The 24,339-nt window shown below is 73.2% G+C and carries 22 protein-coding genes; 10 read left to right on the forward strand and 12 right to left on the reverse strand.

All coding sequences use genetic code 11. From position 1 onward, the window contains the following. Nucleotides 1-30: 30 nt before the first annotated feature. The 3 genes from ACWENQ_RS36795 to ACWENQ_RS36805 all read right to left on the reverse strand — a co-directional run bounded on the left by ACWENQ_RS36795 (nt 31) and on the right by ACWENQ_RS36805 (nt 4,342). A complete protein-coding gene (locus tag ACWENQ_RS36795; protein ID WP_449918549.1) occupies nt 31-447 on the reverse strand; it encodes a hypothetical protein in 417 nt (138 codons plus the stop codon). A gap of 57 nt (nt 448-504) precedes the next feature. Further along, nucleotides 505-1,968: an AMP-binding protein gene (locus ACWENQ_RS36800; protein ID WP_452418352.1), complete on the reverse strand. Its 1,464-nt coding sequence runs from the start codon at nt 1,966-1,968 to the stop codon at nt 505-507. Nucleotides 1,969-2,029: 61 nt separating this feature from the next. Further along, nucleotides 2,030-4,342, reverse strand: a complete 2,313-nt coding sequence (locus ACWENQ_RS36805; protein WP_452418458.1) for a helicase-associated domain-containing protein — start codon at nt 4,340-4,342, stop codon at nt 2,030-2,032. Between the two features lie 44 nt (nt 4,343-4,386). Here ACWENQ_RS36805 and ACWENQ_RS36810 point away from each other — a divergent pair, with 44 nt between their 5' ends. Next, a complete protein-coding gene (locus tag ACWENQ_RS36810) occupies nt 4,387-5,259 on the forward strand; it encodes a hypothetical protein (RefSeq protein WP_452418353.1) in 873 nt (290 codons plus the stop codon). Here the strand turns inward: ACWENQ_RS36810 and ACWENQ_RS36815 are convergent. Then, nucleotides 5,252-5,869 (reverse strand): TetR/AcrR family transcriptional regulator, encoded by a 618-nt coding sequence (locus ACWENQ_RS36815; protein ID WP_354914284.1) that lies wholly within the window; start codon nt 5,867-5,869, stop codon nt 5,252-5,254. The genes ACWENQ_RS36810 and ACWENQ_RS36815 overlap by 8 nt on opposite strands. Nucleotides 5,870-5,969: 100 nt before the next feature. Next, nucleotides 5,970-6,248, reverse strand: coding sequence for a hypothetical protein (locus ACWENQ_RS36820; RefSeq protein WP_449918542.1), 279 nt, complete (start codon nt 6,246-6,248; stop codon nt 5,970-5,972). Between the two features lie 165 nt (nt 6,249-6,413). Here ACWENQ_RS36820 and ACWENQ_RS36825 point away from each other — a divergent pair, with 165 nt between their 5' ends. Together ACWENQ_RS36825 and ACWENQ_RS36830 are read left to right on the forward strand one after the other, a co-directional pair. Beyond that, nucleotides 6,414-7,004 carry an HAD family hydrolase gene (locus tag ACWENQ_RS36825; protein ID WP_452418459.1) on the forward strand — a complete coding sequence of 197 codons (591 nt, stop codon included), beginning with the start codon at nt 6,414-6,416 and terminating at the stop codon, nt 7,002-7,004. An 87-nt stretch (nt 7,005-7,091) separates the two neighbouring features. After that, a complete protein-coding gene (locus tag ACWENQ_RS36830) occupies nt 7,092-7,484 on the forward strand; it encodes a cold-shock protein (RefSeq protein WP_354914504.1) in 393 nt (130 codons plus the stop codon). A gap of 133 nt (nt 7,485-7,617) precedes the next feature. Here ACWENQ_RS36830 and ACWENQ_RS36835 read toward each other — a convergent pair whose 3' ends face one another. Further along, nucleotides 7,618-9,204, reverse strand: a complete 1,587-nt coding sequence (locus tag ACWENQ_RS36835; protein WP_449918535.1) for an MFS transporter — start codon at nt 9,202-9,204, stop codon at nt 7,618-7,620. Between the two features lie 94 nt (nt 9,205-9,298). Here ACWENQ_RS36835 and ACWENQ_RS36840 point away from each other — a divergent pair, with 94 nt between their 5' ends. Together ACWENQ_RS36840 and ACWENQ_RS36845 are read left to right on the forward strand one after the other, a co-directional pair. Continuing rightward, a complete protein-coding gene (locus tag ACWENQ_RS36840) occupies nt 9,299-10,099 on the forward strand; it encodes a DUF3027 domain-containing protein (protein ID WP_449918532.1) in 801 nt (266 codons plus the stop codon). A gap of 89 nt (nt 10,100-10,188) precedes the next feature. Beyond that, the gene (locus ACWENQ_RS36845; RefSeq protein WP_452418461.1) at nt 10,189-13,146 is read left to right on the forward strand and encodes a sacsin N-terminal ATP-binding-like domain-containing protein; all 2,958 of its coding nucleotides are present in this window, start codon (nt 10,189-10,191) and stop codon (nt 13,144-13,146) included. 186 nt (nt 13,147-13,332) lie between these two features. Here the strand turns inward: ACWENQ_RS36845 and thpR are convergent, their stop codons facing one another. From thpR to ACWENQ_RS36860, 3 genes are read right to left on the reverse strand one after another with little or no spacing between them, the layout of a single operon-like run. Further along, entirely contained in the window at nt 13,333-13,878 is a 546-nt protein-coding gene (thpR, locus tag ACWENQ_RS36850; protein WP_449918530.1) for an RNA 2',3'-cyclic phosphodiesterase, read from the reverse strand. Between the two features lie 59 nt (nt 13,879-13,937). Further along, entirely contained in the window at nt 13,938-15,158 is a 1,221-nt protein-coding gene (locus ACWENQ_RS36855) for an MFS transporter (RefSeq protein ID WP_449918527.1), read from the reverse strand. Nucleotides 15,159-15,181: 23 nt separating this feature from the next. Beyond that, nucleotides 15,182-15,610: a MarR family winged helix-turn-helix transcriptional regulator gene (locus tag ACWENQ_RS36860; protein WP_449918525.1), complete on the reverse strand. Its 429-nt coding sequence runs from the start codon at nt 15,608-15,610 to the stop codon at nt 15,182-15,184. 99 nt (nt 15,611-15,709) lie between these two features. Here ACWENQ_RS36860 and ACWENQ_RS36865 point away from each other — a divergent pair, with 99 nt between their 5' ends. After that, nucleotides 15,710-16,078 carry a hypothetical protein gene (locus ACWENQ_RS36865; RefSeq protein WP_452418354.1) on the forward strand — a complete coding sequence of 123 codons (369 nt, stop codon included), beginning with the start codon at nt 15,710-15,712 and terminating at the stop codon, nt 16,076-16,078. Here ACWENQ_RS36865 and ACWENQ_RS36870 read toward each other — a convergent pair. Continuing rightward, entirely contained in the window at nt 16,056-17,510 is a 1,455-nt protein-coding gene (locus tag ACWENQ_RS36870) for an NCS2 family permease (RefSeq protein ID WP_449918519.1), read from the reverse strand. The genes ACWENQ_RS36865 and ACWENQ_RS36870 overlap by 23 nt on opposite strands. A 107-nt stretch (nt 17,511-17,617) precedes the next feature. Here ACWENQ_RS36870 and ACWENQ_RS36875 point away from each other — a divergent pair, with 107 nt between their 5' ends. Beyond that, a complete protein-coding gene (locus tag ACWENQ_RS36875) occupies nt 17,618-17,869 on the forward strand; it encodes a DUF2530 domain-containing protein (protein ID WP_354914302.1) in 252 nt (83 codons plus the stop codon). Between the two features lie 7 nt (nt 17,870-17,876). Here the strand turns inward: ACWENQ_RS36875 and ACWENQ_RS36880 are convergent, their stop codons facing one another. Then, nucleotides 17,877-18,845: an aldo/keto reductase gene (locus tag ACWENQ_RS36880; protein WP_452418356.1), complete on the reverse strand. Its 969-nt coding sequence runs from the start codon at nt 18,843-18,845 to the stop codon at nt 17,877-17,879. Between ACWENQ_RS36880 and ACWENQ_RS36885 the strand changes: the two genes are divergently transcribed. The 3 genes from ACWENQ_RS36885 to ACWENQ_RS36895 all read left to right on the forward strand — a co-directional run bounded on the left by ACWENQ_RS36885 (nt 18,844) and on the right by ACWENQ_RS36895 (nt 23,982). Beyond that, complete coding sequence (locus ACWENQ_RS36885) at nt 18,844-19,044, forward strand: hypothetical protein (protein ID WP_452418357.1); 201 nt, start codon at nt 18,844-18,846, stop codon at nt 19,042-19,044. The genes ACWENQ_RS36880 and ACWENQ_RS36885 overlap by 2 nt on opposite strands. A gap of 30 nt (nt 19,045-19,074) precedes the next feature. Further along, on the forward strand, nt 19,075-20,277 hold the full coding sequence (locus ACWENQ_RS36890; protein ID WP_452418359.1) for a hypothetical protein: 1,203 nt from the start codon (nt 19,075-19,077) through the stop codon (nt 20,275-20,277). Between the two features lie 72 nt (nt 20,278-20,349). Beyond that, nucleotides 20,350-23,982, forward strand: a complete 3,633-nt coding sequence (locus ACWENQ_RS36895) for an SCO7613 C-terminal domain-containing membrane protein (RefSeq protein ID WP_452418360.1) — start codon at nt 20,350-20,352, stop codon at nt 23,980-23,982. Here ACWENQ_RS36895 and ACWENQ_RS36900 read toward each other — a convergent pair. Further along, the gene (locus ACWENQ_RS36900) at nt 23,954-24,328 is read right to left on the reverse strand and encodes a hypothetical protein (RefSeq protein ID WP_449918503.1); all 375 of its coding nucleotides are present in this window, start codon (nt 24,326-24,328) and stop codon (nt 23,954-23,956) included. The genes ACWENQ_RS36895 and ACWENQ_RS36900 overlap by 29 nt on opposite strands. Nucleotides 24,329-24,339: the final 11 nt, after the last annotated feature.

The raw sequence follows: 24,339 nt of genomic DNA on the forward strand, positions 1-24,339 counted from the left end.
ACCGCATATCCAACACCCGGAGACCGGCGGTTAGTCCAGGTTCCCGGATACTCCCAGCGCGATGATCACGCCGAATCCCACGACGACCAGCGCGACGTTGATGCCGATGCTGATCCATGTCCATTTGAGCAGGTTGCGTGCCTTGTCGGGCATGGTGTCGACCTGTCCGAGCGCGATGCCCGACATGATCGCGCCGGCGATGCCGCCGGGGGTGATGTAGCAGCTGAGCGCGAGCACGATGCTGATGACGAGCGCCACGATCGCGTGCGTGCGCGGGCCCTGCTGGGGCGGCGGGTAGCCGTAACCGTAGCCGGGCTGCTGGCCGTACGGCGGGCCGTAGGGGTTCTGCTGGCTGTTGTAGGGCGAGCCGTACGGCTGCTGCTGGCCGTAGGGCTGCTCCTGGCCGTAGGGACCCTGCTCGCCCGAACTGTCGTAACCGCTGCTCACTGTGTCACCTTCTCGCTCACCGGCAAGGTCAACAGATATCACGAAATGTAGTGACATTCAGGGTAGACGGGCACGCAAGGCTTTCCGGTCAAGTTTCAGCACACTGGTCATGGGAACGTGGTCGGTGAAATGGATCTCGCGGGGGTACTTCACCCTGCCGACGCGCTCCCTCGCCCACGCGATCAGCTCCTCCGCGGTGGCCGTGGCGCCCGGCACCAGCTGGACGAAGGCCACGACCTCCTCGCCGTGCACGGGGTCGGGACGGCCCACCACACCCGATATCGCGACCGACGGATGGGCGTTCAGCGCGTCCTCCACGTCGCGGGGGAAGACGTTGAAGCCGCCCCTGATGACGAGGTCCTTCTTCCGGTCCACGACGTACAGGTAGCCGTCGTCGTCGAGGCAGCCGACGTCGCCCGTGCGCAGCTCGCCGTCGACGACCGGGGAGTCGAGGCCGCCCCAGTAGCCGAGCATCAGCGACTCGCCGGCGACGCAGATCTCGCCGATGTCGCCCGCCTCCACCTCCTCCCCGTCGTCGTCCCTGATCCTGATCGTGTAGCCGGGGAGAGGCAGGCCGACGCTGCCCGGCTTGCGCCTGCCCGGCGGGTTGAAGGTGGTGACGGCGCTCGTCTCCGTCAGGCCGTACCCCTCCAGGATCCGCACGCGGGGCACCCGGCGCTCGAACTCCTCCAGCACCGCGCGGCTCAGCGGGGCCGCGCCACAGGTGAGATGGCGCAGATCGGGCAGCGCGGTGTCCTCGAGCGGCTCGGCGAGCAGCATCTGCAGCATCGAGGGGACGACGGTGCCGTACTGCACGCGCTGCTCGGCCGCCAGCCGCAGGAACACCTTGGGGTCGAACCAGCGCATGAGAACCGTCTGCTGCGGCTCCCTGGCGTGCATGCCCGCGATCGAGACGATCAGGCCGTAGGCGTGGGACAGCGGGACCGGCACGATCGCCCGGGTGAGGCCCGGCTGGTAGGCCAGGTCGAAGGCGTCCTTCGCGACCTGCCACAGGCCGCCGTGGCTGAGCATCACGCCCTTGGCCCTGCCGGTGGTGCCGCCCGTGTACATCACGGCGGCCAGGTCGCCCGGATCCCTGGCGAGCGGCCCGTGCTCGGCGCCGCCGGCCAGCATCTCGGCGTCCACGAACACCGGCACCGCCGGCTCGGCCGCCTCCACCGTGTCCAGCAGCTCGGGCGAGGTCACGATCGCCACGGCGCCGCTGTCGGTGACGATGTGCCGCAGCTCCTGCGCGCCGACCAGGAACACCACGGGGGTCACCACCGCGCCCGCCGCCCACACGGCCTGGTAGACGACAGGGACGTCGGGGCTGGTCGCCATCATCACGACCACGCGGTCACCGGGACGGACGCCCGCCTCGACCAGGCCGCCGGTGACGCGCCTGGCGCGCGCGGCGAGCGTGTGACTGCGATGCCAGAACCCCTCGTAGAAGACGGCGTCGTGGTCGTCGAAGCGGGCCCACGAGTCCTCCGCCAGGCGGCCCAGCGTGTGGTTGGTCACGCCTAACACGGTGATCCGCCCTCCAGACGGAGTCAAGCGGCTGGTGGACGCCTGGCGGGCCTCAGGTGACGGGGGCGACGCCGGTGATGCGGTGCAGGGCGAAGCGATGCACCGCCGCCCGCGTCTCGTCGTAGGCCGTCAGGTACCCGCCCTCCATCCGCGCCGGCTCCAGGATGCGGCTGGTCGCGTTGCCCTGGGAGTCGAGGTAGCCGATCCACACCCGCACGCCCTGGCGGATGGCGTCCTGCAGCGTCGAGATGGTGGCGGTGGCCGGCCCGCGGGGGATCGCGCCGTCGGGCGCGTCGAGCGGGGCGCGGCGGGCGTCACCGGCCCGCATGGCGCGGACGGCGGCCGCCACCACATCGGGGTCGAGCCCGTTGAACGACGAGTGCGCCCTGGCGACCGGCAGCCCCTCGGTGCGCCTGGCCTCGAGCTGGGTGACGATGACGTCGCCCTCCAGGGACTCGGCGACGGGCGCGAACCCCATCGCCCGCAGCGAGTCGACCAGCGCGGCCCTGGAGGTGCGCGAGGCGATGACCGTGGGCGCCAGCCGCCGCAGCCGCAGCGGCGCCGACCGCCGGTCGGCGATGAGCTGGTCGAGCATGGACGGGTCGTCGCTGCGGATGTAGGCGCTGGCCGTGCCGACGCGCATCCGGCCGTGCCGCCGCGCCACGTCGGTCACCAGGTAGGTCAGCGGCTGCGGCACGGGCGTGGCCGAGTGGCGGGTCAGCATGGACAGCAGCTCGTCGGCCCCCTGCCCCGCGTCGAGCGCGCGCCTGATGGACGACTCGCCGAACCGGTAGACGGTCGCCCCGCCCGTCGACTCCACGTCGGCGGCGAGCGTCAGCCAGCGCGCCAGCTCGCTGGTGAGCGGGCCGGGCGCGACGGCCGTCAGGTCGGCCTGGAGCAGGACGTGGTCGACCGGTTCGGGCAGCAGCGGGGCGAGGAGGGCGGCCGCCTCCGGCGAGCCCGTGAGCACGGCCCGGCCGTGCGTGGACAGCGCGCCGAGACCGGTGAAGCCGATCTGCTCGGCCTCGCGCAGCGTGAAGTCGGTCAGCTGCTCCCGCAGCGGCCCCCGGCGCCTTGGCTGCTCCCATGCCAGGCGCCGCAGCACGGACTCGCGGGACGGCGCGAGGCCGGGGGCGGCGCCGAGCACGCGCAGCGTGGCCTGCCGTACCTCGGGAGCCGAGGAGCGGCGCAGGTCGGGGTGGAGGGCGTTGAGCAGCCGGTCGCGCTCGTCGCGCTCGCCCACGATGCCGGGCACGCGGTCGGTGTGCAGCCAGGTGGCCGCCAGCGACGCCCAGCGGTCCTCGGTGGACTTGACGCGCCAGGTGTCGTAGGAGGGGGTGGGCAGCCACTCGCCGTCGACGCTGCCGCCCGCGCCCAGCAGCCCGGCGGCGTGGGCGACCTCGATCACCAGCGCGGCGGCCCACTCGGGCAGGTCGAGCTGGGTCGCGGTGCGCTTGAGGTCGCGTACGCCGAGGCCGCCGGTGCGCAGCACGCCGGGAGCGTCGAGGCTCCAGCGCTCGCACAGCTCCTCCACCGCCCTGACGAACGTGAACGCCTGGCCGGCGGCGGTCCTGTCGCCGAGCTGCCGGGAGCGCTCGGCGCCCTCCAGCGGCGGCGGCACGGGGGACAGGTCGCGGTGCACCCGTCCCTCGCGCAGGTACAGGCCGACCTCGCGGGGCAGGGACACGCTCTCCTCGCCGGTGGCCGCCAGCAGGCCGCGGGCCAGCAGCTCCTCGATCGGGGAGCGGGCGGTGGCGACGCGGACGGCGCGGCGGGCGTTGGGCACCCGGCCGCTGGGCGGGCCCCACGCCAGCTCGTCGAGCGCCTGCCTGGCCGGCGGGGAGACCTCCTCGACCAGCTTGCCCGGCTCGGCCAGCGCCGCGGCCAGACGTTCCTTGCCCGTGCCCTCGGTGCCGGGGGCGATGTCGTCGGCGATCTCCTCCAGCTGCTCGGGCGGGTGGTGCCGGAACACCTCGACGACGGGCGGGCCGAGGCCCGCGGGGTCGTCCAGCACCTTGCGGACGCCGGGGGCCAGCCGCGGCGCCTCGTCCGGCCCGTAGACCAGGGCGAGCGTGCGCAGCCGCTCGAGCGCGTCGTCGAACGGGACCTCGCCGCCCGCGGCCCGCTCCAGCAGGCGGCGCAGCGCCGCCCGGTCCGCGGAGTCGGTCACGGCCAGCGTCTCGACGACCGCCAGCGCGAACCTGTCGAGCCGGTCGAGCGCGCGCCCGATCGCCGAGGGGCTGCCCGCGCGCGTGGCGAGCCCCTCCAGGTGGGCGGGGACCGGGGTGATCAGCTCAGGGCGCGCCGCGACGAGCGCACCCAGCTGCTCGTCGGTGCGCTCCCTGATCCACTGGGTGAACTCCATCATGGCAATGGTATGTTCCGGCGGTTTGGGGCAGCATGGCTTGCGTGATCGAACGGGCCGACCAGCTCGTCCTGGACTACGTCAGCAAGGCGGCCGACGCCGCTCACGGCGTGTTGCGCCAGGATCAGCGGCTCGACTTCGTCAAGCGGCTCAGGGCCCGTATCGAGGCCGAGCGCGGCGGCAGCGCCGACCCGAAGGCGGTGGCCAGGGTGCTGGCCAGGTTCGGTGACCCGGTCGCGCTCGTCGAGCGGGAGGCGCGCCGCCTCAGCGGCGCGGCCGACGCCCCCCGGATCCAGGCCGCACCCCAGGTACGGCCGGCCGGGCTCCAGGGCCAGGCCGGATCTTGGGAGCGCGCTGCGGGCCAGGCCGGACCAGAGGTACGGCCCGCCGGGAAGGACACGGCCGTCTTCCCCCGGATCGTGGACGACGTGCCGCCTGGCGTCGCGCGCTTCCGGCGGCAGGCGCGGCGACGGCCGGCCGGGAAGGCCGGACGCGGCCTGCCGTTCGCCGGGTCGCGGAGGGCGACCGGGGCCGGCGGCGGGGACGCAGGGACCCTCGTCAAGGAGCACCCGCGCGAGCTGCTCGGCATGGGACTGCTCGTGCTCGCCGCGCTGCTCGTGCCGTTCGGCCTGCCCGCGATCGCGATCTTCCAGGTGCCCGCGATCGTGTGGGCGGCGGGCGCGGTGGCCGTGCTGGCGAGCGACAACCTCTCCTTCAAGGACCGGATGATCGGGCTCGGCGCGCCGATCTTCGGTTACGCGGTGGGCGGGGTGGTGATCGGCGCCCTGCGGGCCGACGGCGCCGGCGGGTTCAACGCCTTCCTCGAGCAGTTCTTCGCGGTCAGCGGGACCATGTTCATGGTCTTCGCGGGGCTGGGCGTGGTGTGGCTCGCCGTCCGGCTGTGGGGGGTCAGCTGACCGGTGCGGGCGCGGGCAGCAGGCCCACGGCCAGCCGTACCCAGGCGGCGACGAACTGGTCCTTCTCCGCGTGGCCCGGCGACTCGCCCACCGTCTCCTGGAAGAGCCGGTAGTGGACGACCGCGCCGCCGAGCACCGCGCCGATGCCGGTCCAGTCGACCTCGACCTCCGCGTACTCCGGCTGCGCGCGGAACCACGAGGTGATCGCGTCGAACATCGGCTGCAGCAGCCCCTCGCGCACGACCGCGACCAGCTCGGGGAACTGGCTCAGGTCGCGGAAGAACACCCTGGTCAGCTCGCTCTCCTCGCGCACCTTCGCCAGGCCCGCCCGGCACAGGTGGGACAGGCGCTGCTCCAGGTCGGCCGAGGACTCCATGCTGTTGAGCGTGGCCAGGCTGTCGGCCACCTGGGTGCGCGTGCGCGCGGCGTGCTCGTGCATCGCGGCGGCGAGCACCTCGTACTTGGACTTGAAGTGGCGGTAGAGGCCTCCCGCGCCAGGGGAGAGCCCGGCGGCGGCCTCGATCTCCGCCACCGAGGTGGCGGAGTAGCCCCGCTCGGCGAACAGCCGCAGGGCCTCGTCGACGATCCGCTCGCGCGTCGATCTGGTCATGTCGTTCCTAGTACCTCCACCCAATGAGAAACGTCCTCATCAGACCGTCGCACCACCTTCGTGCCAGTCTAGGGACCCTGTGGTGGTCCGATCGGCGTCGCTACGGCGTGACGCGCCGGATCAGGCTCGCCGCGGCCGACCCGATGACCAGCCAGACCAGAGCGGCCAGGCCGTAGTTGACCAGGACCTGCCAGTGCGCGTCCGGCAGCCTGAACAGGTCGTGCAGGCCGAGCGACAGCGACGTGGCGAAGGACTCGACGAACCGGACGAGCGCGTTGGCGGGATTGGCGGGAAAGATCGCGAAAACGATCGCGAGAACACAAATGAGGGCGGCCGTCCGCGAGACCACCCTCACCGTCCACACGGCGATGTCGGCCATGCGGCGCCCAACGCTCACCGATTTCCGGACGGCCGGGCGTGCCGGGCGATGGGGCCTGGTCTCCTGACTTTCCGCCATGGCCGCTCCTTCGGATAAGTAATTCCTTTCTGCCCACTTCAACGGTCCCATACCGGCGCCCGTTACCCTGCACGGGTGGGGAAATCAGTGGGATTCGACCTCGATATGACTCTGGCGGACACGCGTTCGGGAATCGCGGCCGTCTACGACCAGCTCGCCGAACGGCTCGGCGTCGCCATCGACAGCGCGACCGTCATCACCCGCCTCGGCCCGCCGCTGGAGCACGAACTGGCCAACTGGCTGCCGCCGCACGACGTGCCCGCGGCGGCCACGCTGTTCAGGCAGCTCTACCCGGAGGTCGCCGTCCCGGTGCACACCGCCATGACCGGCGCGTACGACGCCGTGCGGGCCGTCAGGGAGGCGGGCGGGCGGGTGATCGTGGTCACCGGCAAGAACCTGCGCGACGCCACGAGCACGGTCGAACTGCTCGGCTTCGAGGTGGACGAGATCGTCGGATCGGTGTTCGGCGCGGAAAAGGGATCGGCTCTCGCGCGTTTCGGCGCGGCCGCCTATGTTGGAGATCACGTCGCGGACATCGAGGCGGCGCGAGCGGGCGGCGCCGTCAGCGTGACGGTCGCCACTGGCCCTTACACGGTGGGAGAGCTGCGTGATCACGGAGCCGATGTGGCGCTGGCGGACCTGACGGAGTTCTCCGCCTGGTTCGGTGCCTGGAACTGATGCGAATTTACCCGGTCGCTCTCCGGCCCAGCTGGGCATAACCTACTTCCATTCATCTTTTCCGACAGCATGAACGAGGTCCCCCCTGTGCCGACTGGCAAGGTCAAGTGGTATGACGCCGACAAGGGTTTCGGCTTCCTCACCCGCGACGACGGCGGTGAGGTCTTCGTGCATTCCTCCGCGCTGCCGGCCGGCGGGGAGCCGCTCAAGCCCGGCCAGAAGGTCGAGTTCGGCGTGGCCGAGGGACGCAGGGGGCAGCAGGCGCTGTCGGTGCGGATCCTCGAGCAGCCGCCGACGCTGGCCAAGTCGAAGCCGAAGGGCAAGCGGAAGAAGCCGGACGAGATGGTCGTGATCGTGGAAGACCTGATCAAGCTGCTCGACGCCGTCTCCGAGTCCTACCAGCGGGGCAAGCACCCCGACGCGGCCCACGCCAAGAAGGTCGCCACGGTGCTGCGCGCGGTCGCCGACGACCTCGACTGACCGCGACTGACCGCCCCGCGGGGGCCGGGGTCCTGGACGAGCTCGGGTTTCCCGGCCGGTCCGTGCTCGGGCCGCCCAGCCGTGCGGGCTCAGCTGTGCTCAGCCGTGCGGGCCGCTCCGCTGTGCGGGTTGCTCAGCCGTGCGGGTTGGTCAGCGGCTTGGTGGTGGCCGGCGCGGGCGGCTGGGCCTGCTGCGGCTCGTGCGGCTTGCGCGGCCGGCTCGCCTGGTCGTGCCGCGAGTCCTGGTGCGGGTCCTGCCGCATGTCCTGCGGGTCCTGCGGTTCCTCAGGCCGGCTCGCCTGGGCGGCGTGGAGCTTGGCGTCGCGGGCCTTCACCCTTGCCCTCCGGAGTACCAGGAGCCAGCCGAGGGTGACGGCGAGCACGACGGCCACCGACGCGAGCCCGCCGGGGCCCACCGACCAGTCCGACACCAGCAGCCCGACCAGCCCGCCGAACACCCAGGCGAGCTGGAGCAGCGCCTCGACCACGCCGAACGTGGACGAGCGCACCTTCTCGCCGATCTCGCGCTGCACGATCGCGTCGAGGGCCAGCTTGCCCAGCTCCTGCGCGAACGCGGCGACCAGCGCCACGGCGACGGCGGCCCACAGGCCGAACAGGTAGGCGGTGACGCCCGCCGTCACCAGCGTCACGGCCAGCGTGAGCAGCACGATGAGCTGGGGCGAGTGGTTGCGCGCCCAGTTGGCGGTCGCGGCGCCCACCAGGCCGCCGAGACCGGCCGCCGCGGCCAGCACGGCGATCGTGGTGGTCGCGGGCAGGTCCTTCAGGTGCCCGTCCTGCACCAGGAAGAGCAGGAAGAACAGCAGGAAGCCGGAGAAGAAGCGGATGGCGGCGTTGGCCCGTACGGCCTCGGTCACGGCGGGGCCGACGTCGAGCAGGGTCCGCCACCGCGCCCGCCGGCCGGGTCGCTCCTGTTCCTCCTCCTCCAGGTCGGGGGAGTCGACGTGGCGCGGCAGCCGTACGGCGACGACCCCCAGCAGCAGGAAGACGACCATCGCGATGCGCAGCACCCAGGCGGCCCCCAGCCAGGCGGTGAGGCCCGCGGCGATCGGCACCGCGACGCCGGCGGCCACCAGCGAGAACAGCGCGACCCTCGCGTTGGCGCTGACCAGCGTGATGTCGGCGGGCAGCACGCTTGGCATGATCGCGGCGCGGGAGACGTGGTACGCCTTGGACAGCACCAGCACCCCGAGCGCGCCGGCGAACAGCGTCAGCACGTCACCGGGGCCCACGGCGGCGGCCATGGCGAAGCAGAGCAGGCCGCGGGCGAACAGCGTGCCCGCCATCACGTAGCGGCGGCCCGACCTGAACCGGTCGAGCACCGGCCCGACGAACGGCGCGACCACCGCGAACGGGATCATCGTGATCATCAGGTAGAGCGCCACCTGGCCGCGCGCCTCGTTGACGGGCAGGCCGAAGAAGATGGTGCCGGCGAGGGCCAGCGTGATGAGCGAGTCGCCGACGCTGTTGACCGCCGTCAGCTCGATGAGGCGGCCGAGGCCGGTACGGCCCGCGCCCTGGGCGTGCGTCAGCCGCCGTGTCGCGTGGCCGACCCGCTGGGCGCCGCTCGCGGTGGCCAGCCCGAACCGTTTGCCGCCGCGCGCGGTGGCCATTCCCGCCCGCTTGGTGCCGCTGGCGGTCGACCGGCCGGCCCGCGCCAGCGCGAGAGTCACCCGTTTCACCCACGACAGCACGCGATCCACGTTTACCAGTCTTACCCGACGTGGGTGCTCGCACGTCCGTCCATGGGTGAGAATGGAGTGTGAGCGAACAGCACCTTGCGGCGGGAGCGGGCCGTTGACCAGGACCAGGACCCGCGTTTCCCCGCCTGATCAGGCCTGTGTCGCCGCCGTCGAGCTCGCGCTTGAGGCAGCGCGGGAGCTCGCCGGACCAGGAGAGCCGGGCGAGCACCTTGGCTACGAGGGCGAGGGCGACCGGATCGTTACGCATTACTTCGCCTGCCTCGACCGGGCGTACCGGGGCTGGCGATGGGCCATCACCGTGACGCGCGCCTCCCGCGCGAAGAAGGTCACGGTCAGCGAGGCCGTGCTGACGCCTGGCACGGGCGCGCTGCTGGCGCCCCCGTGGCTGCCGTGGAGTGAGCGGCTGCTGCCCGGCGATCTCGGCGTCGGCGACCTGCTGCCCACCGCGGAGGACGACGACAGGCTCGTGCCGGGCTTCACCGGCGACGACGAAGAGCTCGACCACCAGATGATCTTCGAGTACGGCCTCGGCAGGGCCAGGGTCCTGTCGGCCATCGGCAGGGACCGCGCCGCCAAGCGCTGGCACTCCGGCGCCCCCGGGCCGCACACACCGATCGCCCACGCCGCGCCCGCGCAGTGCTCCACCTGCGGCTTCTTCTGGCCGCTCGCGGGCGGTCTGCGGGGCGAGTTCGGGGTGTGCGCCAACGAGTACGCGCCCGACGACGGCAAGGTCGTCGCCGCCGACCACGGCTGCGGTGCCCACTCCGAGGCCGCGGTCGTGCCGCCGCCGGTCGAGCAGAGCTCGCCGATCCTCGACGACCTGGGCTACGACCTGATCGAGGTCGAGTCAGGCTCGGTCGACGAGGCCGCTTCAGAGGAGCTCGGTCACTCCTGATCGGCTTTGTCGGCGCCGACCGCTAGCCTTCGGTGGCCCCTCTCTGATCCTTAGGAGTTAGCCCCGTGGACACCTTCGGCACTGATCGGATGCGCGCCGCCGTCCTCACGGCCTGGCGGGCCTCGCCCGCGCGGTTCCGGGAGGACGCCAACGCCGAGGAGGACTTCGCCCTCGGCGGCTACCGCGACCGCCTGATCGTCGAGCTGGCGCAGAACGCGGCCGACGCCGCCCTGCGCGACGGCGTGCCCGGCGTGCTGCGGCTGGAGTTGCGCGACGGCGTGCTCACCGCCGCCAACACGGGCGCGCCGCTCGACGCGGACGGGGTCGAGGGCCTGTCGACGCTGCGGGTGTCGGCCAAGCGTGACCACGTGGGCGCGGCGGGGCGCTTCGGCGTCGGCTTCGCCGCGATCGTGTCCGTCTGCGACGAGCCGTCGATCGGCTCACGGTCGACGGGCGCGGTCCGCTGGTCGCGCGAGGAGACGGCCGCGCTGGTGGCGGCCGAGCCGGCGCTGGCCGCCGAGCTGACCTCCCGCGAGGGCCACGTGCCGCTGCTGCGGCTGCCGTTCCCGGCCACCGTCGAGGTGCCCGACGGGTTCGAGACGTCCGTACGGCTGCCGCTGCGCCCCTCGGCCGAGGCGGTGGTGCGCCAGATGCTCGACGAGACGAGCCCCGCCCTGCTGCTCGGCATGCCGGCGCTGACCGCGATCGAGATCACCGTCGACGGGGTCACCCGCACGGTGGAGCCGTCCGGCTGGCACGTCGTGTCGGCCTCGGGCGAGTTCGCCCCCGAGGAGGTCGCGACCTATTTCGCCGACCGGCCGACGGAGGAGCGGGCCAGGCCTTACTGGTCGGTGCGCTGGGCCGTGCCGCTGGAGGCGGGCCCGCTGCCCGTGCCGCAGGTCGTCCACGCGCCGACGCCTTCCGACGAGCCGCTCGACCTGCCCGCGCTGCTCATCGCCTCCTTCCCGATGGCCACCGACCGGCGCCACGTCGCCCCAGGGCCGCTGACCGACTTCCTGGTCGAGCGGGTCGCCGAGACCTACGTCAAGCTGCTCGAACAGCTGCCGCGCACGCCCCGGCTGCTCGACCTGGTGCCCGCGCTGATGGGCAAGGGCGAGCTCGACGCCCGCATCAGGCGCGCGATCCTGCGCCTGTTGCCCGACGTGCCGCTGCTGCCCGCGCTGTCGGCGCCCGCGCCGGTGGTGACCTCGCCCTCCTTCGACGACGCCGCGCTCTACGACCCCGACGCCACCTGGCAGGTCGAGCACCCGGTGCGCGAGCCGTCCGGTGACGGGTGGGTGGTCTCCGGCAGGGAGGCGTCCGCCGTCCACGGTCCGGGGGAGCTGCTGGAGGTGCTCGCCGAGATCGTGCCCGGCCTGCTGCCGGCCGGCTGGCCCGCGCGGCATCCGGCGCTGTCGGCGCTCGGGGTGCGCCGGGTGGAGCTGGCCGACGTGGTCGACCAGCTGTCGGGTGAGGCGATCGAGGGGCGCGACCCGTCGTGGTGGCGTTCCCTGTACGACGTGCTGCCGGGCGACGACCCCGAGGCCCTCGGGGCGCTGCCCGTGCCGCTGGCCGACGGCCGCCTGGTGCGCGGTCCGCGCGGCACGCTCATCCTCAGCACGCCGCTCGACCTCGCGCCGCTCGGCCTGCGCATCGTGCACTCCGACGCGGCGCATCCGCTGCTGCTGCGCCTGGGCGCCTTCGAGGCCACGCCGCGCACGGTCCTCGACGACCCGCTGACCAGGACGGCGGTGGCGCAGTCGCTCGAGAGCGACGACCCCGACGCGGTGGCCAGGGCCGTCCTGTCGCTGGTCGACGCGGCGGGGCTGACGGCCGGCGAGGAGCCGTGGCTGTCGGAGCTGGCCCTGCGCGGTGTCGACGGCTCGCTGTACCCGGCGGGGGAGCTGCTCCTGTCGTCAGGAGCGCTGGCGGGGCTGCTGGTCGAGGACGCCGGCTTCGGCGTGGCCGCCGACACCTACGACGCGCGGGTGCTCACCGCCGTCGGCGTGCTCGACGGGTTCGCCGTCGTCAACGACGCCGACGTGCTGCTCGACGTCGACTCGTGCGACCACGACCTCGACGAGGAGGACGCCTGGCTCGACCACGTGCTCGACCTGCTGCCCTCGCTCGACGTGCCGCCGGTGGTGCCGGAGTTCACCGCGATCCGCGACCTGGAGCTGGTGGCCGACTGGCCGACCGCGCTGGCGCTGCTCACCAGGCCGCCGCTGCGGGGGGCGCTGATGCCGCTGCGGATCGAGGGCGTCGAGGTGCCGTCCTACACCGCCTGGTGGCTGTCCACCCACCGGGCCCTCGACGGGCGGCGGCCGGTCGAGCTGCGCCTGCCGGGAGCCGACCCGCTGCTCACCGGGCTGTACGACGAGGCCCCCTCAGGGCTCGACACGGGCGCGCTGGCGATGCTGGGCGTCCGCACCACGCTGACCGACCTGCTGGCCTCCCACGGCGGCCCTGAGGAGCTCCTGGAGCTCCTGGCGGATCCCGCGGTCACCGTCGACCGGGCCCAGCTGCGGGCGCTGTGGATGGCGCTGGCGGCCGTCGACCCGGCGCGGGTGGCTCCGCCGTCCTCGGTGCGGGCCGTTCTCGGTGGCGACATCGTGATCGCCGGGGCCGACGACGCGGTGATCGTGGAGGCCCCCGACCTGCTGCAGCTGGTGACCGACCGGCCGCTGGTGCTGGCCCCCTTCGACCTGGCCGAGTCGCTGTCGGAGCTGCTCGACCTGCCGCTGGCGGGCGAGCTGGTGACGGGGGAGGTCACCTCGTCAGGGGTGCGGCGCACGGTGCCCGCGGAGGTGAGGTCACTGCTGCCCGGCGCTCCCGAGGCGTACGTCGAGCACGAGAAGCTGCTGGTCGACGGGGTGCCGTGCGCCTGGCGCTACTTCGACGGGATGGTCCACTGCGACGGGGTCGACGGGCTGGCCAGGGGGCTGGCGTGGGCGACGGGGCAGTGGAACGACCGCCTCGCCGTCGCCGCCCTCCTGCGCGACCCCTCGGCGGTGCCGCTGCTGCTCGCTGAGTCCGACCTGTCCTGACCCTCGAGGGTGTGCCCCGGAGGCTCCTGGCCTTCCGGGGCGCTTCCCGCGGGCTTCCCTGAAGCCGCGTCGGGCCGGCGCCGGCGGCGAGGTCAGGTCAGCGCCGCGCCGACGATGACGATGAGCAGCAGCACGCCGAGCACGGTCGGGAGAAGCCAGAAACGAGGACGGTCCACGCGGCGTAGCCTAACCCCGCTCATCGGGTGCGAGAGCCCATCGCCCCAGTGACTCGTACCTCACCGAGGCGCCCAGGTGGCTGCGGACCAGATCGACCGCGTCGGCCGACCAGCTCGACCCGGCGAACGACGACAGCGCCTCCACCAGGGGGCGCAGGTCGGTGGGGTGGCGGGTGCGGCCGACCGTGAGATGCGGGCGGAACGGCTTGTCATCGGTCTGTACGGCTCCCGCCCGCCGCCCCGCCGCGCTGGCGGAGGCGGCGAGCCGTACCAGGGGGTCGCCGGTGAGGCCCAGCCAGAGCACGCGCTTGGCGAAGGCGCCCGCGCCGGTGAAGGCCACCCGCTTGACGGGATGGCGGGCGGCGGCGCGGGCCAGCCGTTCCTCGAGGTCGGGCAGGACGCGTTCGGGCACGTCCCCGTAGAAGGCGAGCGTGAGGTGCCAGGTCGCGCGGTCGGGGAAGCGCACGCCCTCCACCAGCCCCGCGACGGGCGCCAGGGCGGCGGCCACCTCGTCGAGGATCTCGGGCGGCGGGATGATCGCGGCGAACAGTCTCACAGGACCGATTCTCCCGCCCGCGGCCCTGGGGCGGCGGGCGGGGCTCGGGTCGCCGGCCGTCAGGCGGTGGCGAGGGCCGGCCGGGTGAGCCGGGTGGTGATCAACCGGCTGAGCAGGATCGCCAGGCCGGTGCCGGCCAGCGTGAGCACCCCGCCGAGCATGACGCCGACGCGGGGGCCGCCCATATCCGCGATCCAGCCGATCAGGGGCGCGCCGATCGGGGCGCCGCCGGTGAAGACCAGCACGTAGATGCCCATGACCCGGCCCCGCATCTCGGGCGAGGTGGACATCTGGACCAGCGAGTTGGCCGCGGTGTTGACGGTGATCAGCGCGATGCCGGTGGGGACCAGCAGCAGGAGGTAGACCGGGTAGAACGGGGCCACCCCGACCACGACCTGGAACAGTCCGAAACCGACGGCGCCGGCGATGAGCAGGCTGCGGGTCGGGCGGGCGCGGCGGGCCGCCAGCAGGGCCCCGGCGAGCGCGCCGACGGCGAAGGCGCTGGAGGCCACACCGAACGACGAGGCTCCCTGCCCGAAGACCTGGCGCGCCATCAGCGCGATCGACATCGAGAACGACTGCGTGAACATCGCCATGAACGCGATCACCAGGATGGGAAGCAGCAGCTCCGGGCGTTCGACGACGTAGCGCAGGCCCTCGCGCAGCTGGCCCTTGGCTCTCGGGACGAGCTCGGCCGGGGTCAGCTCCGACCTGCGCATGAGCAGCAGGCTCGAGATGACGCCGCCGAAGGTCAGCGCGTTCAGCAGGAAGATCGGGCCGGTGCCGATGGCGTACATGAGCACGCCGGCGACGGCGGGACCGACCACGCGGGCCAGGTTGAAGATCGAGGCGTTCAGCGCGATCGCGTTGGGCAGGTCGCGGCGACCCACCATCTCGACCACGAACGCCTGCCGGGTCGGCACCTCCACGCAGGAGATGACGCCGAGAAGGAAGGCCATCGTGTAGACGTGCCAGACCTGGGCCGAACCGGTGACGGTGAGGACGCCCATCGTCAGCGCCAGCATCGCCATGAGCGACTGGGCGACCACCAGGACGGGGCGCTTGGGGTAGCGGTCGGCGAGCACGCCGCCGAACAGGCCGAACATCAGCTGGGGAAGGAACTGCAGCGCGGTCGTGGCGCCGAGCGCCGCCGCGCTGCCGTGTGTCAGGTCGAGCACCAGCCAGTCCTGGGCGGTGCGCTGCATCCAGGTGCCGACGTTGGAGACGACGCCTCCGGCCGCGAACAGCCGGTAGTTGTGAACCCGAAGCGACCGGAACATTCCGGTCCTGGGTTCGTCAGGCTCTATATCTTGCTGAGCTTCTCCAGAATCGGCGCCGCCTGCCGGAGCACTGCCCGCTCCTCGGGTGTCAGCTCCTTCAAGCGCTGCGTCAGCCACGCCTCCTTCAACCGGCGCTCCTCCTTCAGCAGCGCCTTGGCGGCGTCGGTCACCGCCACGGTCACCTGCCGCCGGTCGGTCGGATGCGGCGAGCGCGCGACCAACCCGCGCTCCTCGAGCGCGGCGATCACCCGTGTCATCGAGGGTGGCTGCACCTTCTCGAGCTCGGCCAATTCGCCGGGGGTTATCCCTGAATGCCGTTCCACGGCGGCGAGCGTCGCGAACTGCGTGGGTGTCAGGGTGTGTGCCGCTGCCTGTCGTCGGAGTCGCCTGGTCAGCCGCGCCAGCGACACGCGCAGGACTGAGGCCAGGCCCGCGTCGCTGCGCAGGTCCATCTTGTGCGAGGGATTCGTTAGCACGTCTCATTACCCTTGCTAACTATATGGTTTGCCACGATATTCCCTTCGGTTGGGTTTGTCTCACCCATTGATACAGTGCGCCGCGCACTTCTTATTCTGGGTGACCGCGGCCTGGTGGGCGCCGGCGGAACGCTCGTGGTTCCCGCCCTGTCGGTTCTCGCCTACGAGTACGGCCGGCCGCTCCCGCTCAAGGGGCGACGCCAGGGCCGGTGGCGACGGCGGCCAGTGGCGACGGAGGGGGCCGGTGGCGACGGCGGCGTGCGTGGCGCTGCTCGCGGCGGCCGGCCTGGTCGGGCGGCGGCACGGTACTGGCCGCGTGCGGTCACGGCGGCCCTGCCGGTGGCCGCCGCGCTCGTCGGCGCGGCCCTGGCCATGATCGCGCGGACCCGCCAGGCCACCACGGCCTGGCGGGTCGAGGACGTCACATGCCGAGCAGGCTCCTGATCGGGCCGAGCGCGAAGTAGACGACGAACAGCGCCGCCACCACCCACAGCAGCGGGTGGATGTCGCTGCGCCTGCCCCTCGCCAGCTGGATGAGCACGTAGCTGAGGAAGCCCGCGCCGATGCCGTTCGAGATGGAGTAGGTGAACGGCATGAGGACGATCGTCAGGAACGCCGGGATCGCGATGCCGTAGTCGTTCCAGTCGATCTCGCGGACCGAGGTCATCATCATGAAGCCGACCACGACCAGCGCGGGCGCCGCCGCCTCGTACGGCACGACCACGACCAGCGGCGCCACCAGGATCGACAGCAGGAACAGGACACCGGTGACCACGGCCGCCAGACCGGTCCGCGCGCCCTCGGCGACACCGGAGGCCGACTCGATGTAGGTCGTGTTCGACGAGACCGAGCCCGCGCCGCCGGCCGCCGCGCCGATGGAGTCGACGAGCAGGATCTCGCGGGTGCGCGCCATCTGGCCGTCCTCGTCGACCAGGTTCGCCTGGCGGCCGACGCCCACGATGGTGCCCATCGTGTCGAAGAAGTCGGTCACCAGCAGCGTGAAGACGAACAGGATCGCCAGGATCACCGAGACCTGGCTGAACGCGCCGAGCGGGTCGAACTCGGTGAACAGCGTGAGCGGGTTGTGGAAGCCGAAGATCTGCTCGGGGAGGGTGGGGACGTTCAGCTGCCAGCCGGACGGGTTCGTCTTGGAGGCCGGGCCCGTGTTGGTGAGCGCCTCGACGACCATCGCCAGCAGGGTGGTGCCGACGATGCCGATGAGGATGGCGCCCTTGACCTTGCGCGCCACCAGCACGGCCGTGGCCAGCAGGCCGATGATGAAGACGAGCAGCGGCCACGACGTCAGCGCGCCCGCGATGCCCATCTCCAGCGGCGGTCCCGCGGCGACGCGGCGGACGAAACCGGCGTCCACGAAGCCGATCAGCGCGATGAACAGGCCGATGCCGACGCTGATCGCGGTCTTCAACTGGGCGGGGATGGCGTTGAACACGGCCACGCGGAACCCGGTCAGCACGAGGATCGCGATGATGACGCCCTCGAGGAAGACCAGGCCCATCGCCGCCTCCCAGGTCATCTGGGAGGCGATGCCGTACGTCACGAAGGCGTTGAGGCCGAGGCCCGCCGCCATGGCGAACGGCACCCTGCCGACCACGCCCATGAGGATGGACAGCAGGCCCGCGACGAACGCGGTGCCGGAGGCGACCAGCGGCAGGTTCGCGGCCAGGCCGTCGCCGATGAACTGGCCCTGGACGTCCTTGACGGTGCCGATGATGATCGGGTTCAGGACGACGATGTAGGCCATCGTGAAGAAGGTGGCCAAGCCACCGCGGACCTCGCGGGACACCGTCGAACCACGAGCCGAGATGGCGAAGAATCGGTCAAGGCCGGAAAGAGGGGGAGTTATTGTGTCTTTCACGCGCGAAGAGTGGCAGGGCTTGCCACCTGCCAAAAGACCTTGCGACCTGATCGAGACTGATTTGCCGCCATATCGCGCGAAACGGGACGTCGACTAGTCTGGACGACGTGAAGCAGGCATGGCGTCCCGACCCCGAGCCGCTCGAGACCAACGACCGGGCCGCCGTGCTCGTGGGGACAGGGCTGTGGGCCGTCGCCCTGGCCGTCCTGCTGATCGTACGGCCAGGGCCGGGCCACGAGTGGTGGATCTGGACCTGCGTGACGGGCATCGTCCTGGGCGGGTTCGGCTACTGGTTCGTCGACCGCAGGAGCCGCAGGCAGCTTCCGGCCGACCAGACCCCCGTCGAACCGCCGATCTAGGGCTCCGCTACCACGCGTAGTCCTCCGGGGCGGGGCTGTGCCCGGGGAAGATCTCGTCGAGCCGGGCGAGGGCCTTGTCGTCGAGCCTGATCTCCAGCGTCCGCATGGCGCCGTCGAGCTGCTCCATCGTGCGCGGGCCGATGATCGGCGCGGCCACCGCGGGCCTGGTCAGCAGCCAGGCCAGACCGACGTGCGCGGGATCCTCGCCGAGCTCGTCGCAGAACGCCTCGTACTGCTCGATCTTGTCGCGGTGCTTCTCGAGCTGCTTGACCATGTGCTCGGCGGCCGAGCGGCCCTTGTCGATCTTGCGGAGGACGCCGCCGAGCAGGCCGCCCGCCAGCGGACTCCAGGGGATGACGCCCAGGCCGTAGTCCTCGCACGCGGGCAGCACCTCCAGCTCGACCGCGCGGGTCAGCAGGTTGTAGTGGCTCTGCTCGCTGACCAGGCCGAACATGTTGCGCTTCGCGGCCGCCTCCTGCGCCTTGGCGATGTGCCAGCCGGCGTAGTTGGACGAGCCCGCGTAGATGATCTTGCCCTGCCGGCGCAGGACGTCGATCGCCTCCCAGAACTCCTCGACCGGGGTCTCCCTGCCGATGTGGTGGGCCTGGAAGATGTCGATGTAGTCGGTCTGGAGCCGCCGCAGCGAGGCGTCACAGGCCCTGCGGATGTGCAGCGCGGACTGCATGCTCTCGTTCGGCCACTCGCCCATCCTGCCGTGGAACTTCGTGGCGATGACCGTGCGCTCCCTGCGGCCGCCGCCCTGGGCGAACCACCGGCCGACGATGTTCTCGGTCACGCCCTCGCCGAGCTTCCAGCCGTAGACGTCGGCGGTGTCGAAGAAGTTGATGCCGAGCTCGTGGGCCCTGTCCATGATCGCGAAGGAGTCTTCCTCCGTGGTCTCGGGGCCGAAGTTCATCGTGCCGAGACAGAGCGGGCTGACCTTGAGGCCACTGCGTCCAAGGTTCACGTATTCCATGAGACCCACCCTAAGAACCCGGACCCCACTCCAGGCCAGTCCTTTCGATATAACGCTGGCTTTCGACGGCGTGCTGGTCCGGCTGTTCACCGGCGACCCGGCGGTGCGCGCGCAGGTGTCCGCGATGGTGATGGTCGCGCTCCTGCCGCTGCTCGTGCCGGCGTCGGTCGCCGACGGCTGGCAGGCGGCGCGCGGATAGGGATGGTCACTGCTGGGGCATGATGGGCGGATGGGGGATGTCCTGGTTCGCACGCTTGCTGGGGTCGGGGTGGCGGTCGTGCTGCCGGTGACTCCTGCCTTCGCCGTCGGTACGCCCGCGGTCCCGGCACCCGCCGTGTCCACGGCTGCCGGTTCCACGCCCGGGCTTCTCGCGCCCGCCGCGGTGACTCCTGCTGCCGCCGAGGGGAGCCTGGCTGAGGGCCGTCCCGCCGCGGCGACCCCTGCCGCGGGCAGTCCCGCCGCTGAGGGGACTCCCGCGGAGGGGGAGCGCGAGACGGTCGCGTTCAGGATCTCCGATCCGCGGATCACCGAGTCGAGCGGGCTGGCGCTCTCGCCGACCCGTGAGGGCGTGGTCTACACCCACAACGACAGCGACGCGGGGCCGGTCTTCTACGCGCTCGACGACGACGGGAAGACCAAGGCGACCTTCACCCTGCGGGGCGCCCAGGCGCGTGACTGGGAGGCGATGGCCGCCAGCAGGGATCCGGCGACAGGGCGAGGCGTGCTGTGGTTCGCCGACATCGGCGACAACTTCGACGGCGCCTGGCCGGACATCTCCGTCTACAAGGTGATGGAGCCCGGCACGCTGCGCGACGCGACGCTGCCCGCCGTGCGCTACCGGTTCACCTACGAGGACGGCGGCCACAACGCCGAGGGCATCATGGTCAACCCGAAGACCGGCCGGCTGTACGTGGTGACCAAACAGTTCGCGGGGGCGATCTACGAGGCGCCCAGGCGGCTGCGGGCGAGCGGGACGAACGTCCTGCGCAAGGTGGGCTCCGCGCCGATCATGGCGACGGACGCGGCCTACGCGCCCGACGGGTCGAGCTTCGTCATCCGTACCTACTTCTCCGCGACGGTGTTCAGCGGGTTCGACGAGCAGCTGGCGAAGGTGTCGATGCCCGCGATGGACCAGGCGGAGTCGATCGCCTACACCCGGGACGGCACGGCGCTGCTCACGGGAACCGAGGGCGCCGACAGCCCGGTCTACCGGGTGCCGTTGCCCGCCAAGGCGCTGCCGTCGCCGTCCCCCTCGCCGTCGGCGCGGGCCGAGGAGGCGGCCGAACCGGCGGAGGACCAGGAGAGCACGCCCGCCTCGGCAACGGCGGCGGACGCCCCCGGCGGGATCACGGGACGGGACATCCTGGTGTGGCTGGCGGTGGCGCTGGGCGCCACCGGTGTGATCACGTTCATCGCCAGGAAGACGCGCTGAGTCGGGATGCTCAGGCGTATCTGAGTAGCGAGACGCAAGCGATCATCAAGTGGGTGCGGCATTGTTCTCCGCATGCACGTGAACTGTCCTGATTGCGGGCTTCCCCTCCACGGGCCCGTGACGGCATGCCCCCGGTGCGCGCTGCCGCTGGCGGGGCCGGTAGCGGTGGAACTCTGGCAGGTCGACGGGGCGCTGGCGGGGCTCAGGGCGCGCGAGGCGGAACTGAACGCGCGCCGGGAGCACCTGCTCTCCCTCCTGCGCGCCGACCGCGCCCGGTTCCAGGGGCAGGCGGAACGGCCCGCGCCGGGGGTCGCCCCCCAGGGTGTCGATCCGGGTCCCGCGGGGGCCTTCGCCGGCGACTCGGCTTCTCCGGGCCGCCAGGAGGGGGCCGGCGCGGGGCCGACGGGGGATGCGGGGGCAGGCGCCGGCGCGGGGGTGGCGGGAGCCGGCGGGCCCGCGGGGCCGGTCGCGGGCGGCCGGGCGCAGGGTGCGGCTGTCGGCGGTGGTGCGGGCGGCTGGGCGCAGGGTGCGGGTGCCGGCGGTGGTGCGGGCGGCGGCGCGGGCGGCTGGGTGCCGGGGGGTGCGCGTGCCGGCGGTCCCGGGCAGGCGGCGCGGCCGGAGGTGTCGAAGCGGACGGCCCAGAACGTGCTGCTCATCCTCGGCGGCCTCATGCTGGCCGTGGCGGCGATCGTGTTCACGGTCGTCAGCTGGGGCCACCTCGGCATCGGCGGCAGGGCGGCCATCCTCGCGGGCCTGACCGGGGTGACGCTGGCCGTACCGGCGCTGCTGCTCAGGCGCGGGCTCAACGCGACCGCGGAGACCATCGGCGTGCTCGGGCTGGCGCTGATGCTGCTCGACGGGTACGCGGCGCGCAGGGTCGGCCTGGTCGGCGGCCTGGACGGGTGGGACTACACCGCGGCCACGCTCGCGGTGGTGGCCGCGGCGGCGGCCGGCTACAGCAGGGTGTTGCCGCTCAAGGTGCCGATGCCGCTGGCGGTGGTGCTGCTGCAGGCGCCGCTGCCGCTGCTGTCGATCGGCCACGGCGGCGGCTGGACGAGCGGGGCGCTGGCCGCCACGGTCGCCCTCGACGCCGCCATCTGGACGTCGGCCGCGCGCGGCCGGGCGGCACGCGTCACGGCCACGGTGTGCCTGGCCGTCATGGGGACGGTCACGTTGATGTGGGCCGGGCTCGCGTCGTTCGCCACCCACGGGCCGTGGCATGCGGCCGGGCTGGTGGTGCTGGCGGCGGTCGGCGGGTACGTCGCGTTCCGGTCGGACGAGGCGGTCGGCAGGGGCGTCGCGGCCGTCGGGTCGGCGACAGCGTTCGTCGTGGCGGCGGGCGCGTTGCTGATCGAGCCGCTGCCGTCGGCCTGGCGGGTGGTGCCGTACACGGTGGCCGCGCTGGCGGTGGCGACGGCGGCCAGGTGGCTTCCGGTACGGCTGCGCGCGCCTTACGCCTATGCCGGGGTGGGCCTCGCGCTGGTGAGCGCGGTGCCGGTCGTGCCGCAGGCGCTGCTGGCCCTGCTGCAGGCGCCGGTGATGGGGGACGAGTCCTTCCGTCTGGGGACACTCGTCATGGTGCGGTCGGCGCCCGTCGTGTTCGTCCTGCTGGCGGCGGTGCCGCTGATCGTGGGCCGGGCGCGGTGGATGGCGCCGGTCTCGGTGGTGGCGGCGGTGCTGGTGGCGCCGGTGGCGTACGGGCTGCCGTACACGGCGGTGGTGGCCGTCCAGCTGGTCGTGGCGGTGGGGTGCACGCTCGCCGCGGCGCTCCTGGGGACGGCACGGGCAGCCGTGCGCGTGGACGGGACGGGACGGGCAGTCGCGCGCGCGGAGGGGACGGAACAGGCAGCCGCGCGCATGGAGGGAACGGGACGGCCAGCCGCGCGCGCGGAGGGGCCCGGCGGGGTGCCGGTGGCCGGTGGCCCTCGGGCGCGGATGGCGGGGATCGTCGGCGGTGCTGCGCCGTGGGCGTGGACGGCGGGGGTTTCCGGCGGGCTCGCGGTGTTGTGGTCGCTGAGCGAGCGGGCCGTGGCCTACGTGGTGCTGGGGGTGCTGCTGGTGGCGTGGGGCGCGCTGTACCGGCGGCCCGCGGCGCTGGTGGGGGCGTCGTTCGCGGGTACGGGGCTGGTGTGGCTGGCGCTGGACGGCCTGGGCGTGGTTCCCAGGGACGCGGCGGCGACGGGGCTCGCGGTGGGCGCGGCGCTGGCCCTGCTCGGCTGGTACGGCACGCGAGGCGCGCCACCGGCGCTGGGGTCGGCACCGTCGCAGTCGTCGGCGCCGTCGCCGCCTCAGGGGCCGGTCGCTCTCGCGGGCGCCTGGACGCAGGGGGGTGACTCCGGGGGAGCACTGGGATCGGGTCCTCTGGGCGAGGGCGCCGATCGTCCCGGGCCGGGGCAGGTCGGCGGCAGTCCCGGGGTGACGCCGGGCGACGGTCACCCAGGGCCGGTGGGGCCTGGCGGTGGGCCGGGAGTGACGCCAGGCGACGGTCACCCGGGGCCGGTGGGGCCTGGCGGTGGGCCGGGGGTCATGCCGGGTGCCGGTCACCCGGGGTCGGTGGGGCCCGGTGGCGGCACGGGGGTGTTGCCGGGTGGCGGTCGTCCTGGGGTGCTGGGGGGCGGTGGTGCTTCTGCGGGCGGGACGCTGCTGGGGGTCGCCGCGCGGGACGGCTCGTGGGCGGCGTTCACCGGGCGGGTGACGGCGGTCCTGATGGCGGTCGCGGCCGTGCTGATCGTCGGGGACGTGCTGGTCGGGACGCTGGGGGCGTACCTGCCGGTGGTCGACGCGTGGAGTGGCGCGCCGGCCTTCGCAGGGGGCAGGCCGCTGGCGCTGGTCGCGGTCGGCGTGGCGGGGGCGGTGGCGGCGCTGGCGACCCGGCCGGCGTTCGGGGTGCCGGCGGGCGCCGTCGCGCTGGCGGTGGTGCCGGTGACGGTGCGCGTGCCGTACCCGGTGGTGCTGGTCCTGCTGGTGCTGGGGGCCGCGGCCGCCGCGGCGGTGGCGGCCCGCGGGCCGGGGCACGCGGTGGTCAGGCGGGGGAGCGCGGGGGCCGCGCTCTGGCTCGGGTCGCTGGCGCTCGGCTGGGCGCTGGCGGTGCAGGCGGCGACGCTGGCGGTGCTGCCCGCGCTGGCGGCCGTCGCGGCGCTCACCGGACTGCTGTGGGCGGACGTCCGAGGTCCCGGCGGCGTCGCGGGCGGAACGGGGCGGGCGCGGTTCGGCTGGACGGTGCTGTCCGGGGCGCTCGTCGCGGGCGAGGTGGTCGCGGTGGCGGCCGCGTTCGAGGTGCGGGTGGTGGAGGCCTACACGCTGCCGTTCGCGGTGTTGCTGCTGGTCGCCGGCTGGTGGGGGGCGCGCGGCAGGGCGCTGTCCTCGTGGCCGGTGTACGGGCCGGGCCTGGCGCTGGCGTTCGGGCCGAGCCTGGTGCAGGCGGCCACCCCGCTCAGGGCGTTGCTCCTGGGTACGGCGGCGCTGGCCGTGACGCTGGCGGGCGCCAGGTGGCGGCTGCAGGCGCCGACCGTCATGGGCGCGCTCACGGTGGCCGTGGTGGCGGTGCGGGAGCTGGCGCCGTGGATCGCCGATCTGTTCGGCGTGGTGCCGCGGTGGGTGCCGATGGCGCTCGGCGGCCTGCTGCTCGTGGTGGTGGGCGCCACCTACGAGGCGCGCAAGCGGGACGTGCGCAGGCTCAGGGACGCTGTCGCAAGGTTGCGGTGAACGCCTCGCCGCGCAGGGCCCGCTCGACGACGCTGATCGAGCGGGCCAGCCGGACCAGGCGCGGCCCCTCCGCGCGGTAGACGTCGAGCACCGCCTCGACGGCGTGCGGCGGCAGCCGGTCCTTGAGGTCGACGGCCGCGCTCCGGTAGCCGGCCCTGGCCGCCGCGATGGCCGAGTCGACGTGGTGGCCGGCCATCCTGGCCAGGGCGATCGGGTGGCGGCGGAGCACCTCGTAGCCGCGGTAGTCGGGCGGTACGGCGTCGAGCAGCCAGGCCACGGCCGAGGTCTCCCAGTCGGGGACGCTGGGCGGGCGGACCTCGGGCGGCCACTCCGGTGGGACGTACATGAGACTCATCG

The organism is Nonomuraea sp. NPDC004354 (genome assembly GCF_053602555.1).